The following is a 15,338-nucleotide window of genomic DNA, read 5'->3' on the forward strand; positions in this document are numbered from 1 at the left end:
GCCCCCGATGCCTGATTGTGTTTCAGTCGCCGAGCAGCCGTGTCAAGGCGGGAAAGCGTGCCTTGACACGCCTGATCGGCGACTAAAGATCGGCTCTGGATCGGGGGCGGGGGAGGTCTGGTTGGGGTAGTCGGTCTTCTTGCGTTGCCGGCCGGCGGTTTTCTTGTGTTGGCTAGTTCTTTCCGGCGATTGCTTCTGCCAGTGCCAGGATTCGCTGTGCGTTCTCCACGTGCAGGTTCTCGATCATCCGCCCGTCCACGGTCACCACGCCGCGTCCCTCGGCCTTGGCCTCCTCGAACGCGACGATGATCTTCCGCGCCTGGGCGACCTCGTCCTCCGACGGCGCGAACACCCGGTTGCACGGCTCGATCTGTCCCGGGTGGATCAGTGTCTTGCCGTCGAACCCGAACTGCCGTCCCTGCAGGCACTCCGCCTCGAAACCGGCCAGGTCCTTCACGTCGTTGTAGACGCCGTCCAGGATGACCTTGCCCGTCGCACGTGCGGCGAGCAGGCACAGCGACAAGCCACCGAGCAGCGGGGCGCGGCCGGGGACGAACTCCGCGTGCAGCTCCTTGGCCAGGTCGTTGGTGCCCATCACGAGCACCGTCAAGCGCTCGCTCGCCGCCGCGATCTCCTCCGCGTGCAGCATCGCGACCGGGGTTTCGACCATCGCCCAGATCTTTGTCGCATCGGGGGCGCCGCCGAGCTCCAGCGCGCGCTCGATGTTGTGCACCTCGGCCGCCGAGTTGACCTTCGGCACGACCACCGCGGCCGGGCCCGCCTGGGCCGCCGCCCGCAGGTCCGCGTCGTGCCACTCGGTGTCCAGTCCGTTGACCCGGATGGTCACCTCGCGGCTGCCGTAGTCGCCGGACGCCGCCGCCGCGCACACCCGTTCCCGCGCCGCCTCCTTCGCGTCCGGGGCGACCGCGTCCTCCAGGTCCAGGATCAGCGCGTCCGCGGGCAGCGTCTTCGCCTTCTCCAGCGCCCGCTCGTTCGCGCCCGGCATGTACAGCACCGAACGCCGCGGCTTCACTCCACTCATGCCAGCGCTTCCTTCGTCGCCTCGTCGTACGCCTGCTTCAGCTCCGGGTCGCGCTCGGCCAGCTTGTCCGCCAGCTCCGCGACCACCCGGCACTGCTTGACCGAGGCGTCGTCCTGCATCTTCCCGTCGATCATGACCGCGCCGGTGCCGTCGCCCATCGCCGCGATCACCTTCCGCGCCCAGGCGACGTCCTTCGGCTCCGGCGAGAACACCCGCTTCGCGATGTCCACCTGCACCGGGTGCAGCGTCCAGGTGCCGACGCAGCCGAGCAGGAACGCGTTGCGGAACTGGTCCTCGCAGGCCACCACGTCCCGGATGTCCCCGAACGGCCCGTAGTACGGCAGGATCCCGTGCATCGCGCACGCGTCGACCATCCGCGCGACCGTGTAGTGCCACAGGTCCTGCTGGTAGGTCGTGCGGCCTTCGTGCAGGTCCTCGCCGACCGGGTCGGTCCGCACCAGGTAGCCGGGGTGCCCGCCGCCGACGCGCGTCGTCTTCATGCGGCGGCTCGCGGCGAGGTCCGCCGGGCCGAGCGAGATGCCCTGCATGCGCGGGCTCGCGCCGGCGATCTCCTCGACGTTCGCGACCCCGCTCGCGGTCTCCAGGATCGCGTGCACCAGCAGCGGCCTGCGCAGACCCGCCCGCGCTTCCAGCTGGGCCAGCAGCCGGTCGACGTAGTGGATGTCCTGCGCGCCCTCGACCTTCGGCACCATGATCACGTCGAGCTTGTCGCCGATCTCGGTGACCAGCGTGATCAGGTCGTCCAGCACCCACGGCGAGTCGAGGCTGTTGATCCGCGTCCACAGCTGCGTCGAGCCGAAGTCGGTTGCCTTCGCGATCTCCACCAGGCCCTGGCGCGCGGCCTCCTTGCGGTCCGCGCGCACCGCGTCCTCGAGGTTGCCGAGCAGCACGTCGACCTTCTTGGCAAGGTCGGGGACCTTCGCCGCCATCTTCGCGTTGCTGGGGTCGAAGAAGTGGATCATCCGCGACGGCAGCGCGGGGATCTCGCGGACGGGGTCGGGCGCCCCCACGGCGAGGGGCGCGAAGAAGTCCTTCGGCGAGCGCATCCGTCCTCCCTTGGCACGGCCGTTGTAACCGACGAGTAACCCTAACCACGAAACCAGGGGAACCGCTGCGGCGAAGCTCACCTCGGAGTGAGGTGCGGATGCGGAACTGGGCGGTGCCGGGGTTCACCGAGGTCGGGTTGCTGGGCGAGGGCGGGTTCGGCGAGGTGGTGCTGGCCAGGCACGACACCTCCGGAACCCCGGTGGCGATCAAGTACCTGTTCGGGAAGCACCTCGGCGACCCGGCGCGGCTGACCGCGTTCCGGCACGAGGCGCAGTTGCTGAGCCGAATCCAGTCGCCGCACGTCGCCCGGCTCTACGAGTTCCACGAGAGCCCACACGGCGCGGCGATCGTGATGGAGGCCATCCACGGCGTCTCCCTGCGCGAGGTCCTCGGCCACGACGGTGCGCTGCCGCCCGAGTCGGCGCTCGCGGTGCTGAAGGGCTCGCTGCTCGGGCTGGCCGACGCGCACCAGGCGGGTGTCGTGCACCGCGACTACAAACCGGCGAACGTGCTGGTCGGGCCAGGCCGGGAGAGCAAGCTGGTCGACTTCGGCATCGCCGTGCTGGCCGGGCGGCCCGGGGTGCCGGCGGGCACCCCGGCGTACATGGCGCCGGAGCAGTGGCGCGGCGGGCCCGCCACCCCGGCGACCGACGTGTACGCCGCGACCTGCGTGTTCTTCCAGAGCATCGCCGGGCGGCAGCCGTACGAGGGCACGACCACCGACGAGCTCCGCGACCAGCACGAGAACGCGCCGGTGCCGCTCGACGCGGTGCCGGGGCCGGTGCGCGAGCTGATCGCGCGGGGCATGGCGAAGGAGGCGGACCGGCGGCCGTCCGCGGCGGCCGAGTTCGTCGCCGAACTGGAGACCGCCGCGGTCGCCGGGTACGGCCCGGACTGGGAGCAGCGCGGCTTGGGCAGGCTGGCGCAGCGAGCGGGGGCGTTGCTGGCGTTGTCGCCGCTGGCGCTGCTCGGCGCCGGGACCGCGGCCGCGCCGGGAGCAGCGGCGGGCGGGCTGGCGGCGGTCGGCACCGGCATCGGTCTCGGCGCGAAGATCGGCGCCACGCTGGTGGCCGTCGCGGTCGGCGTCGGCGCGGTGATCGGCACGATCGCGGTGATCGGCAACGGCGAAACCCTCCCGCCGGTCGCCGCCGCGCCACCCGCCGAGCAGCAGGCGGCGGTGCAGGTGAACCTGCTGACCCGCACCGAACCGGGCGCCGGTTTCCACGTCGACGCGCAGTACGCCGCGGTGAGCGGGATGCGGGACCCCGCGCTGCAGGACCGGGTCAACGCCGCGCTCGCGAAACCGCTCGACGACTTCACCGGTTACGTCCAGTCCGGGATCCTCGACCCGACGGAGGACCCGGTGATCGAGAACAAGGTCACCATCGGGCGGCAGGACCAGCGGATCGTGTCCGTGCGTTACGACCTGGCGGTGCAGTCGAGCCAGTTCGGCAACCACGGGGGTTACGCCGTCCTGTGGCTCAACGTCGACCTGTCGACCGGGCAGGTGATCACCGCGGGGGACGTCTTCGACGGCATCGCGACCGACCAGAACGCGATGAGCGCACTGGAGGCGCAGATCCTCGCCCGCTCACCCGGCGGCTACTGCGACGGGAGCGAGCCGTTCGGCGAGCGCACCCCGCTCGCGCCGGGGGACCTGCGGCCGTGGGGGATCCTCGACGCGCCCGCGCTCCAGCTGGGATTCCGGCCCGACGGAGTGGTGTTCTGGCTCGCCACGGACGCGCGGAACTACCCGATGGCATGCGGGTACCACGAGGTCGTGGTTCCCTACTCGGAGGTCGCCGACCTGATGACCCCGCTGGGCCGGGAACTCCTGCCCTGATCCGTTCGTTGTCCACAGTGGAACGCGAATGGAATTGCTCCGTTCGGCGGTACGGAGACGCTGGGCGTCGGGTCGTTCAGCGGTCCGTCACCCATTCGGAAGCAGTGTCGGGCTGAAGTCCCGATACCGCTCATCGACCGGTCACCGACCGTTGAGCGCCGCCGATCGCAGGCGCTCCCGTTGTCCACAGATCAACCGGCCCACCCCTGGTACCTCTTTCCATGTGCCTCTTTTCACGAGGTGCGGGTAGGGAATCAGCGGTAAGAGGAGGCGGATCGTGGCGGTTACACCAGGGCACACCGGAAACTCGGTGGTGGCCGGCGGACGATCGTTCCCCACCCGCGTGGTGCCGCCCGTCGAGTTGCCCGCCAGCGTCAGCGTGCTGGCCCGCGACGCCGCCGCCCAGCTGGGCTGGCACGGCGTCGTCCTCCCCGAGGTCACGATGCTCGGCCGCCGCGTGTGCGTCGTGGCCAAGCTGCGCACGGACACCCACGCCGAGCGGATCGCGATGGGCGTCGCCCCGGTGACCGACCGCGCGACCGTCGCCACCTGGACGTGGCCGGAGTTCGCGCCGACCGCCCCGGCCCCGGCGGCCGAGATCGTCGGCGTCCTCGCCGTCGCCCGCCACTGGCGCACCGCGATGGCCTCCGCCGTGCCGTTCAGCCGCTACGGCGAGGCGGCCGTGGTGCTGCCCACGTCGGCCGTGCTGAGCCGCGATTACCTGGACAACTGCCTGCCGCGCGCCCGTTCCTACGGCGTGGGCGTGGTCACCGCCGACGAGGACGCCCGGGTCGACCTGGACATCGACGTGCGCCGCGAGCGCATCCTCCTCCCCGAGGACGCGGTGTCCCGCTGGATCAACGAGATGGTCTACGAGCAGCTGCTCGCCTCCTACGACCTGCCGGTGGCCTGACCCCGGCCTAGAGTCGGTCCCATGCGAGTCGTCATCGCCGGAGGGCACGGGAAGATCGCGCGTCACCTGGAGCGGCTGCTGGCCGGCACCGGGGACGAGGCCGTTGGCATCATCCGCAACGTCGAGCAGGCCCCCGCCCTGCGCGACCTCAGCGCCGAGCCGGTCGTGCTCGACCTGGAGTCCGCCGCGGTCGACGAGGTCGCCGACGTGCTGAAGGGCGCGGACGTCGCGGTGTTCGCCGCGGGCGCGGGCTCCGGCAGCGGCGCGGCGCGCAAGGAGACGGTGGACCTCGGCGCCGCGCGGCTGTTCGCCGACGCCGCCGAGCGCGCCGGCGTCCGGCGGCACATCCAGATCGGCTCGATCGGCGTCGACCGCCCGGCCCGCCCCGGCACCGACGAAGTGTTCGCGGCGTACCTGCGCGCGAAGAAGGCCGCCGAGGACGACCTGCGTGCCCGTGACCTGGACTGGACCATCCTGCGCCCCGGACGCCTCACCGACGAGCCCGCGATCGGCGAGGTCCACCTGGCCGAAAAGGTCGACTACGGCGAGATCCCACGCGAGGACGTCGCCGCGGTGCTGATCGCGCTCTTCGAGGAGCCCCGCTCGTTCCGCCGCACGCTGGAACTGGTGACCGGCAACACACCCGTCGACGAGGCGATCACCCGCTTGTAGACGGTGGATTCGCCCAACTCGCCCGAACGGCCGAACGTGATGCGTTACCGTGCTGTCCGGGAGGTGGTTGCGGATGTCCCAGGGCTACACGGTCGACACAGACGCGGTGCGGGGGGTCGTCAGCAAGTTCGGCGAACCGGCGGACAAGCTCGAGGACGCCAAGAAGGCGCTCGAGGCCGCGCTGCAGAGCGCCGGTGAGTGCTGGGGCAACGACGAGGCCGGTCAGGCGTTCGCCAAGGACTACCTGCCGTGCGTGCCGGACACGGTGAAGTTCTTCACCGAGCTCGCCAAGGGGATCCGCGACCTCAAGAAGAGCGTCGAAACGGCCATGGACAGCTATGACAAGTACGAGGCCGACATGCGTGACAACATGCCGGGCACGGAGCTGACCTAGTGGCGATCGAGATCCCCGACTGGCTCAAGCCGCTGGCCTCGATCGTGGCCGGGCAGGAGTGGCCGGAGGGCGACGAGGACCTGCTGCGCGTGATGCGCGACGGCTGGGCCGCGGCGGCGCAGGGCTCCGCCGACGTGCAGAGCCTCTTCACCACGTTGATGCAGCAGACGCCCAACCCGCCGACCGCGAAAGTCCTGTGGACCGGCGACGGCGCCACCGCGTTCATGGAGAACGCCAAGAAGTTCGTCGAGGGCGACAAGGCCTACTTCCCCTCGCTGCAGAAGGTGTGCCAGGCGCTCAGCGACGCCTGCGGCAACGCGGCCAACGAGGTCGAGTACGGCAAGTTGATGATCATCGCGACGCTGATCATCACCGCTGCCTTCATCGCGTACGCCCTCGCGATGGCCGCGGTCACCTTGGGCGGCTCGACGGCCGCCATCCCCGTCGCGCAGGCCGGCGCGCGCGTCGCGATCCAGCAGATCTTCCGGATGCTGATCCAGAAGCTGCTGGCGATGGGCGTCAAGGGCGTCGCGATGGCGGTGCTCAAGCAGATCGCCATCAGCCTGGGCATCTCGCTGGCGCTCGACGCGGGCATCCAGGGCTACCAGATGGCGGCGGGCAACCGGAAGGACTGGGACCTCAGCAAGACCAAGGACGCGGCCATCGGCGGTGTGGTCGACGGTGTGGTGAGCGCCGCCAGCCTCGGCATCGCGAAGGGCGCCACCAGGGGAGTGACCAGCACCGCGGGGCAGCTGCTCGACGCGTCCGTCCGCGGTGGGGTCCGCGGCGCCCTCGAAGGTGTGGCGAGCACGGTCGGGCAGGCAGCGGTCACCGGCGACCTCGACAAACTGTCCGCAAAGGACATCGCATACGGCGCGTCCGGCGGTGTGTTCGGTGGCGCCTCCGACCTGGAGACCGGCGGTGTCCAGGGTGGCATCCGAGCGCGGGTCGACGACATGCGCACGCTGGGCGTCGACGCGCCGGACGGCATCCCGGACAGCAGCCCGCGCGTGGACGGTTCCGACGGCGGTGGCACACCCTCCACACCGGAACCCACCGGTCCGCGTGGGGGAGGTGATCCCGGCGGCTCCGGTGGTCCGAGCACGGGTTCTCCCGGTGCGAGCGGCAACTTCGGTGGCGACGGCGGTTCGTCCCAGCCGCGGCAGCCCGCGCCCAACGACTCGGTGTCCCGCCAGTCGACCTCGACGATCGACGACCTGGCCGCGCGGACCGCGCAGGCCCCGCCAGAGCCGAGCCGGGTGCAGGGCCCGCCGGCGCAGGCCGCGCCGCAGTCCTTCGGCCCGATCGGCAGTGGTGGCCCGGTGAACTCGCCGCCTCCGCCCGCCGCTTCGGCCGGTGCCCCGGCTCCCGCCGCACAGCCAAGGGCGCCGCTCGGCGCGACCGGTCCGGTGGCCGGTCCGCCCCCCGGTGGGGTCGCGAACCCGGCGTCCCCCGCGCCAGGCCGCGGTCCGTCGATGCCGGAGGGTGGCGCACCTGCCCGGACGCCGGATGGTGGCGTCCGCGCCCCAGAGGTGCCGGGGCGCACTCCGTCCACACCGGACGCGGGCCCGAACCGGGCCACCGGTGCGGCGGCGGACACCGGCGCACCGCGTCAGGCCGGCGCTCCGGACCCGGGCCGCACACCGGGCACGAACACCCCGCCGCCGCAACACCCGGTCGCCGCGGCCGGAGGCACCCACGCGCCGCCGCGGACGGACGCGGGTCCGGTGCCGCCACGTCCGCACGGCGCCCCGCCGTCGCGCCCCGACGCTCCGCCGGCTCAGCGCCCGGACGGTGCGCCGCCCCGCCAGCAGGGCGCTCCGCCGCTGCGAGCTGACGGCCCGGCGGCACCGCGGCCCGATGCCCCGCCCCGCCAGCCCGGCGCTTCGCCGTCGCGTCCGGATGCTCCACCGGCTCAGCGCCCGGACGGTGCGCCGTCGCGTGCCGACGCACCGCCGCAGCGCCCGAACCAGCTGCCGCCGCACACGGATGTCCCAGCGGACGCTCGTCCGGACGGGTCCCCGAACCGCGCGCCCGAGAACGCGGCGCCGCCCCGGGTGGACGCGACTCCGGACCTCGCGGCCCCACGGCCGGACGCCGCACCGCCCGCACATCGTCCGGCGGACCGCGCGACGGTCATCGCCGATCACGGCCCCGCCGCCGTGCCGCACGCCGGCACGCCGGTCACGCCGACCCAGCGGCGGCACGCGGGCTGGGGGCTCGGCGGCCCGTCGCAGCCGCCCGCACCACCCCGGACGGGCGACTCCGGTCCACATCGGACACCCGATCGCGAGGTTTCGTACAAGCGGGGCGCCTGGCACTCCATCCAGCTGCCCGCCGAGCTCAAGGCGCGACTGGCCAACGATCCGCGGACCGTCATGGGCCGCAACATCCACGCCGACGACCGGCCGCACATCCGGCCGACGGACGCCGGGCTGTCGCTGATCCGCACCGGTCCGCTGCCCGACCGCACCGTCGGAGTCGCGGTGCCGGACCCGGACCGGTTCACCGTGGAGGTGCACGGCGACCGGAACGGTGTCTGGATCGGGGACACCCCGTTGTCCCCGAAGGACCTGGCCGACATCCTTCGCGGCGCGCCCGGCTACGTGCCTGGCACGCCGGTGCGTCTGCTGGGTTGCGACGGCAGCGCCCTGCCCAACGACGGCACCAGCTTCGCCAGCCGGCTCGCCCAAGAGCTGGGCGTACCGGTGCTGGCTCCGACCACGAGGGTGTGGGTCGACAACTTCGGCAACATCTATGCGGCCGGCGACCGGGCCCGGCTCGAGGGCGACCCGAGCGCGCCGCGTCCCAGCTTCGACGACCCGGGGCAGTGGGTCACCAACAACCCCGACGGCTCCACGGTGGTGCACGACAGCCCGTTCCCACCCGGTCACCAGCCCGAGTGGGTGCGCACCGACCCCCAGACCGGGCACCAGTACAACCCGGAGGTGGCCACGTCCCGCGGGGCCTGGACCCCTTGGGACAGCGGCGCGCCACCCGAGTTCCGCAACCCCGGCGGGCCCGGACAGAACAACTGGCACGTCCGCTACGACGCCTACGGCGATCCGGTGTACGGCCACATGGCGAACGGCCAGTTCGTCCCGCACACCTTCCGCGACGCCTACAACAACCTCATCCGGCTGGGCGAGGTCGACCAGCTCGGCCGGTGGATCCCGAACCACGTCGACCCGGACGGCTGGCGCCGCCCCAACGGACATTACGACGACCAGGGCCGCTGGATCCCGCACGGCCGGGCGGACCACGCGGGCCGCTGGATCCCGGTCGTCTCCGACGGGCACCGGTTCTTCGACACCGGCCGCTGGGTCGACCAGCCAGGACGCCCGCCGCGCTGGGAGCCGTTCTTCCCGCCGGCGCAGCCGACGCACACCCCAGGCCCGCCGCACACCCAGCAGCACACCCCGCCGCGGCCGACGGCGACGCCGCCTCCACCGCACAACCCGCCACCGCCGCCGCACAACCCGGCGCCGCCACGCAACACCGCACAACCACCGGCGCCATGGCGCCAGCCACCGCCGGCCACCCCGCCGCGCACGCCGGAGCCGCCGCGTCAGCCCGCCGCGCCGTGGACCGCGCCGGCGACCCGGCCGGACCCCGCGCCGCGCGCCGACGCGCCCGTGACGCGCACCGATCAGCCGGCGGCGCCGTGGACCGCCCCGGCGACGCGCCCGGACACCACGCCCCGGGTCGACCAGGCCGCGGACCCGCGCACCCAGCCGGACCCGGCCACGAACCGGCCGGCCGATCCGCCGGACGTGCCGCGGCACTACTTCCCGGACAACTCGGCGACGCCCGACCCGGAGCCCGAGGCGCCGGTCACCAACGAGCACGGCGAGGCGCGGGAACCCGATTCCCCGCCGGACTACGACAACATGCCGCGGCTCGAGGAGATCTTCCCGGACGAGGGCGTCCCGCTGGACGAGGACGCGGCTCGCGCTGCCTTCGGCGAGGTCTACAACCGGCAGTACGGTGACTACCGGATCGAGGTCACGGAGGTCAGCGGCGGCGCCGCGCACCTCACCGTTCAGGGCGCCATCTTCGACGTCAACGGCAGGGAGGTGGGCGGGTTCCGCCGTACCTTCAGCCGCCTCGGCGACGACGGGTTCGCGGTCGAGCACTCCTCGCTGCACCTCCGGCGCGCCATCCAGGGTCAAGGGCTCGCGGCGATGTTCAACCGGGACATGGAGGGCTACTACCGGCACAACGGCGTCGAGTTCATCTACCTCAAGGCGAACAGCGACGTCGGCAGTTACACCTGGGCCCGCGCGGACTACGAGTTCTCCCACCACCGGGACGTCCAGCAGACGATCATGCCGCGTCTCCGCGCCGGCATCGCGGAGGCGAAGGCCGTGCTCGCGCAGATGGAGGCGGAGCACCAGCGGCTGAAGGAGAGCCAGGACATCGCCGACCAGCGGCGAGCGGGTGAGCTGGAGCGCCAGATCCGGTGGCACAACGGCGAACTCCTCCAGGCGCAGGAGATCATGAGGACACTCGACGAGGCCAACGACCCCAGCCACCCCGGCTACCCCCGGCCCCGTGAGATCGCCGACCTCTTCCGCCCCCGGGATCTCGACCCGGCGCAGAGCAGGAACGTCTTCTGGATGGGCAAGATCGTGCTGATGGAGCCCGGTGCCGGGATCAAGAACCCGGTCGAATGGCACGGCAGGAAGTACCTGAAATGACGCAGGAGAGCATCGAGATCGCGGGCTGGCCCGCGGACGAGGCCCGCCGCCGGTCGCGCAAGATGTCGGACTGGCACTACGAGTGGACGATGCGGCACGTGGACCGCGCCCCGTTCGGCATGGAGCAGCGGCCGGAGGGGTCCGACTACAACCTGCACCACCTCGAGGTCGACCCGCCCGCGGACGCGGAGGCGGAGTACCTGCAGCGCCAGCGGGAGATCATGCTGGCCGACCACGGGACGGGCCAGCGGCTCCGCGGGCAGCTGGGCATCGAGAGCCGGTTCCTCGGCGCGGTCTTCTCGGCCGCGCTCGGGGACGCCATGGGGTACCGGGTCGCGGCGGTGGGCGCCGAAGCGTTGCGGCGCCAGAACGAGCGGTGGTTCACCGAGCCCGCGTTCCCCAACGGCGTCGCGCCGGTCTCGCCGAACACCCAGCTCATGCTGTTCAGCGCCGAGTCGATGATCGGACCGCACGCGGCGGACCGGGCCATCCCCGGACCACCGTTGACGACCAACCCGGCGATGCACGTGACGTTCGGGTACCGGCGCTGGGCGGTCACGCAGGGATTCCCGCCCGACGACGTGTTCGGCCCGCTGCCGCAGGAGTACCGCAACACCGGCTGGCTCGTGCGGCACCGGGACATGTTCGACCGGCGCTCCGCCGACGACACCCTCGCCACGTTGCTCATCCGGCACGCGCGCGAGGAGCGGGACTTCGGGCGCTGCGAGGGGCCCGGATGCGTCGCGCGCGCCGTGCCGCTGGCACTGTGGACGGACGACCCCGCGCTCGGCTTCAAGATCGGCGTCGACAGCGCCCGCCTCACCCACCCCCGGCCGGAGGACCACTTGGCCGCGGGCGCGTTCGTCGTTCTGCTGCAACAACTCCTGCGCGGGCAACCGCTGCCGGCGGCGATCGCCGCGGCCCGGCTGCTGAACCAGCCGGAAGCCGCCCCTGTGGTCCAGGCCATCGACGCCGCGGTCGAACTCGCCCGCACAGTCGAGGCGCCGGCTTCACCGCAGCAGCTGACCGCCACCTTCGGCGGCATCACCACCGGTGCGCAGGCGCTGGGAGCCGCCGTCTACGCGGTCGTCGTCACCGACTACGTGCGGGAAACCCTGTCCCTCGCGACGAACCACGACGGCGACACCGCAGCGACCGGCATGCTGGCCGGCGCGCTCGCCGGTGCCCGGTGGGGCATCGAGACCGTGCCGCGCGGTCTGCTCGCGCCGCTGGACCTGTACCAGGTCATCGAGGTGCTCACCCGCGACCTGCTCGCCGAGTTCGGGCCGCAACCGCCGACTGATCCACTGTGGATCCGCCGTTACTGGCACGACTGAGGAATCGAAGCGATGTACATCGGAAACCTGCTGGCCGACCCCCGCCACCGCACGTTGTGCTGGATCGACGGGCAACTGTGCCGCGTGTTCGCCGACCACGGTGACGGCACGGTGCGCGTCGAGTGGCTCGCTGACCACGACGGCGCCGACCGCGATCGTGCTCTGGCAAGCGGCTTGGTCCAGGAGAACCCGAACGTGCTCGGGGTGACGGTTCCGGCCGACCGCGTCGAAGCGCCGTTCGTGCACGCCGACGAGCTGCCCGGTCCGGTGTGGACGGCCTTCCCCGCGCCGGCCGCGTTCGGCGAGCCGTCAGCCCCCGCGGTGGCGCCGGACGCCGTCGCCGGCCTCACGGCGGCCCTCCGCGACGCGATGCCCGAAGGCTGGCAGGAGGTCCTGCTCGATTGCCAGGCCTTGGGGCGGCGGCTCGAGGTGCACGTCAACGTCACCACCGCGGACGGGGAACTGCCGTTCCTGCCGCCGGCCGACGTCGTCGAGTGGCTCCGCCGGGCGCGGGTCACCGCCTACGAACCCGGCCGCGGCGCCTGGACCACCGCCCGGTTGCGGCTGGCCGTCTCGGGTGAGGCCGGGGTCGATCTCGGCTACGAGGAACCGGACTGGGCCTACTTGCGCACCCGGGAGGACGACCGGTTCCGCGAGTACTACGAGGAACTGCGCTTCCTGCCGCGTGACCGCGACGTGCCCGCCTGGCTGCTGGAGCCCGCGCTCGACTTCCACCGCACGCAGGTGGAGCTCAACCGCGCCCACCCGGAGCGGTTGCGGCTGCTCGAGATCGAGGGCGGCCTGAAGGTGGCCGAACCGTTCGACGCCACCGGTCCGGACGGGCGGCCGGTCGCGTACCGGCCCGCCCTGCCGTCGGCGGAGAAGGCCCAGGTCCTCGACTACCTCACGGCCGGGCACACGTTCCTCTCCTCCTACGGCACCGGGCCGGACGTGCTGGACCCGGAGCGGCCCGCCGGCGTGCCGGAGGCGTGGCTCACCGACGGAGTGTGGGTGTGGCCGGGTTCGATGGCGTACTACCTGGAGCACCACGACATAACCCCGCCGCTGCGGTTCCTGGACCACATGCGCGGGCATGGGCACCACGTGCCGGAGGTCGTCGCCGACGACGTGCTCGACCGGGCACGTGCATTGGTGATGGGCACGAACGCGCAGGACCAGGCTGCGTCCGAGGTGATCGAGATGGTCCTCGGGGTCGTCGCCGGGCTCCGCATCAGCCGGAACCACTACAGCTTCCACTCGCCCATCGAGGACGGCTGGACCATGATGCTCGACGCGGACGGCTGGTGGTCGGTCTTTTGCACGGTGGACCAGCAGCGCAAGAACGAGGCGCGCTTCCCGACGGCGATGGACGCGGCGGCGCACATGATCGGGTGCCTGACCCTGTCGCAGGAGCGGATCCGGCGCGATCCGGACGACGTGCTCGACGACTACGAGTGCACGATCCAGCCGTTGCCGGTGGACCCGCCGCTGAGCGCCTACGACAAGAAGCGCCACGTCGTCCTCAACCCCGGCCGCGAACTCGACCGCTACGGCGGGCCCGACGGCAACACCCTGTTCGACCTGGGCACACCGCCGAACTGGCGGGCCCAGCCGGAGGACCTGGACACGGCGCCGATGCACCGGTACCGGGTGCAGGCGGCCTTCCAGGCGCTGGAGGGCGAGGCGAAACCGGCCAACGGCAGGGACGGCGGTGGGCTCGCCTACATCCTCCCGCAGTCGATCGACGAGATGCTCGCGAACGGCTGGCTCGTGGAGTTCACCGGACAGCGGTCCCAGCGCGCGGAAAGCGCGGCGGGCACGTCCTAGTGTCCTGAGTGGTCGGTTCGTCGGCAGTAGGCGGCAAGGGAGTCGAGGATCTGGTCGGCGGTGCGGGTCCAGACGCAGGGCCTGGGGTTGGTGTTCCATTGCTGGATGCAGCCGCGGATGTCGCGTTCGAGTCACCGTGTGACGGTCCAGGCTCAATCGCCCGGCCACTTCGGTGTTCGATCCACTCTCGGCGTAGGCCGGCACGATCCAGGCCCGCGACGCCAGGACCCTAGGGCAACGGGCCAAGCACACGGTCCACATAGGAGTTCCGGAACACCCCATCCGGGTCGCAGCGTCGTGCCACCTTCACGAAGTCGTCGAAGTGCGGGTAGCGCTCGCGCAGCGCGGTGGCGTCCAGGGTGTGCATCTTGCCCCAGTGCGGGCGTCCGCCGACGGCTCCGAGGATCGACTCGAAGCCGGCGAAGTACTCGCGGTAGGGCATGCCCACGAACTGGTGGATGGCGATGTAGGCGGAGTCGCGGCCGTGCGCCGTGGACAGCCAGATGTCGTCCGCCGCCGCCACGCGGACCTCCACCGGGAACGCCACCGGGTTCTCCAGCCGCGGCACCAGCGCCCGCAACTCGCGCAGGACCTCGTGCAGTGATTCACGTGGAACGGCGTACTCCGACTCCACGAACCGCACCCCGCGGTGGGTCACGAAGACCCGGTGCGAGGTGTCCGAGTACGCCCGCGCCGACAGCGCCGCCGACGCGAACCGGCCGAGCGGCTGGACCAGTCGTGGCACCGCGCGGCCGATGCGGCACAACGTGCCGAACGCGACGTTCTCCATGATCTCGTAGTCGAGGAACTCACGGGCCCGGCTCAACGGGCGCGGCACCTCACCCGCAGGCAGCCGGTTGTTGCGCTTGACCAGCGCGTTCTTCCCGTACGGGAACCAGTAGAACTCGAAGTGGTCGTTCTCGGCGGCGAAGGTGTCGAACCCCTCCAGCACCTGCTCGAGCGGCTCCGGCCGTTCCTGCGCGGCGAGCGCGAACGCCGGCTCGCACTGCAGCGTCACGTGCGTGATCACGCCGAGCGCGCCGAGCCCGACGCGGGCGGCGGCGAACAGGTCCGGCTGCCGGTCGGCCGAGCACGTGACCACCGAACCGTCGGCGAGGACCAGTTCCAGCTGCACGATCTGCGTGGCCAGCCCGCCGAGCCGCGCGCCGGTGCCGTGCGTGCCGGTCGACACCGCGCCCGCGATCGTCTGCGCGTCGATGTCCCCGAGGTTGGTCAGCGCCAGGCCGAGCCTGTCCAGCTCGGCGTTGAGCTGCCGGATCGTGGTGCCCGACCGCACGGTGACGCGGTGGTCCCCGGCGTCGACCGCGGCGATCCCGGTCCAGCCGCGCAGGTCGATCGCGTCGGAGTCGGCCACCGCGATCGGCGTGAACGAGTGCCCGCTGCCCCACGCGCGGACGCGGCGGCCGTTCACCGCGACGCCGGTGACGACCTCGGCGATCTCGGCCGCGCTGCGCGGGGTGTGGATGCGCTGCGGGTCCGCGCTCGCGGTTCCCGCCCAGTTCTGCCACCGGCTCATGAAGT

The 15,338-nt window shown here is 72.2% G+C and carries 10 protein-coding genes and 1 pseudogene; 7 read left to right on the top strand and 4 right to left on the bottom strand.

The features are described 5' to 3' along the window. Positions 1–172: 172 nt before the first annotated feature. Together ABZ215_RS01145 and ABZ215_RS01150 are read right to left on the bottom strand one after the other, a co-directional pair. On the bottom strand, positions 173–1,042 hold the full coding sequence (locus ABZ215_RS01145) for a CoA ester lyase (RefSeq protein WP_354946909.1): 870 nt from the start codon (positions 1,040–1,042) through the stop codon (positions 173–175). After that, entirely contained in the window at positions 1,039–2,109 is a 1,071-nt protein-coding gene (locus tag ABZ215_RS01150) for a CoA ester lyase (RefSeq protein WP_017986040.1), read from the bottom strand. Before ABZ215_RS01150 ends, ABZ215_RS01145 begins: the two co-directional genes overlap by 4 nt. 98 nt (positions 2,110–2,207) lie before the next feature. Here ABZ215_RS01150 and ABZ215_RS01155 point away from each other — a divergent pair, with 98 nt between their 5' ends. The 7 genes from ABZ215_RS01155 to ABZ215_RS01185 all read left to right on the top strand — a co-directional run bounded on the left by ABZ215_RS01155 (position 2,208) and on the right by ABZ215_RS01185 (position 13,796). Then, a complete protein-coding gene (locus tag ABZ215_RS01155; RefSeq protein WP_354946911.1) occupies positions 2,208–3,953 on the top strand; it encodes a serine/threonine-protein kinase in 1,746 nt (581 codons plus the stop codon). Between the two features lie 277 nt (positions 3,954–4,230). After that, positions 4,231–4,866 carry a hypothetical protein gene (locus ABZ215_RS01160; RefSeq protein ID WP_027935593.1) on the top strand — a complete coding sequence of 212 codons (636 nt, stop codon included), beginning with the start codon at positions 4,231–4,233 and terminating at the stop codon, positions 4,864–4,866. Between the two features lie 21 nt (positions 4,867–4,887). After that, the gene (locus ABZ215_RS01165; protein WP_354946913.1) at positions 4,888–5,538 is read left to right on the top strand and encodes an SDR family oxidoreductase; all 651 of its coding nucleotides are present in this window, start codon (positions 4,888–4,890) and stop codon (positions 5,536–5,538) included. A gap of 73 nt (positions 5,539–5,611) precedes the next feature. Next, complete coding sequence (locus ABZ215_RS01170; protein WP_354946915.1) at positions 5,612–5,932, top strand: hypothetical protein; 321 nt, start codon at positions 5,612–5,614, stop codon at positions 5,930–5,932. Continuing rightward, positions 5,932–10,632, top strand: coding sequence for a hypothetical protein (locus tag ABZ215_RS01175; protein WP_354946917.1), 4,701 nt, complete (start codon positions 5,932–5,934; stop codon positions 10,630–10,632). Before ABZ215_RS01170 ends, ABZ215_RS01175 begins: the two co-directional genes overlap by 1 nt. Further along, positions 10,629–11,969 carry an ADP-ribosylglycohydrolase family protein gene (locus tag ABZ215_RS01180; RefSeq protein WP_354946919.1) on the top strand — a complete coding sequence of 447 codons (1,341 nt, stop codon included), beginning with the start codon at positions 10,629–10,631 and terminating at the stop codon, positions 11,967–11,969. The genes ABZ215_RS01175 and ABZ215_RS01180 overlap by 4 nt, the downstream gene beginning before the upstream one ends. Positions 11,970–11,981: 12 nt before the next feature. Next, positions 11,982–13,796: a TNT domain-containing protein gene (locus ABZ215_RS01185; RefSeq protein ID WP_354946921.1), complete on the top strand. Its 1,815-nt coding sequence runs from the start codon at positions 11,982–11,984 to the stop codon at positions 13,794–13,796. Here ABZ215_RS01185 and ABZ215_RS01190 read toward each other — a convergent pair. Next, positions 13,793–13,918: pseudogene (locus tag ABZ215_RS01190) on the bottom strand (IS630 family transposase); the annotation flags it as partial. The gene ABZ215_RS01185 and the pseudogene ABZ215_RS01190 sit on opposite strands and share 4 nt — an antisense overlap. A gap of 107 nt (positions 13,919–14,025) precedes the next feature. After that, positions 14,026–15,333, bottom strand: a complete 1,308-nt coding sequence (locus ABZ215_RS01195; protein ID WP_354946923.1) for a D-arabinono-1,4-lactone oxidase — start codon at positions 15,331–15,333, stop codon at positions 14,026–14,028. Between the last annotated feature and the right edge of the window lie 5 nt (positions 15,334–15,338).

It is taken from the genome of Amycolatopsis sp. NPDC006131 (assembly GCF_040614175.1).
Lineage (GTDB): Bacteria > Actinomycetota > Actinomycetes > Mycobacteriales > Pseudonocardiaceae > Amycolatopsis_E > Amycolatopsis_E tucumanensis.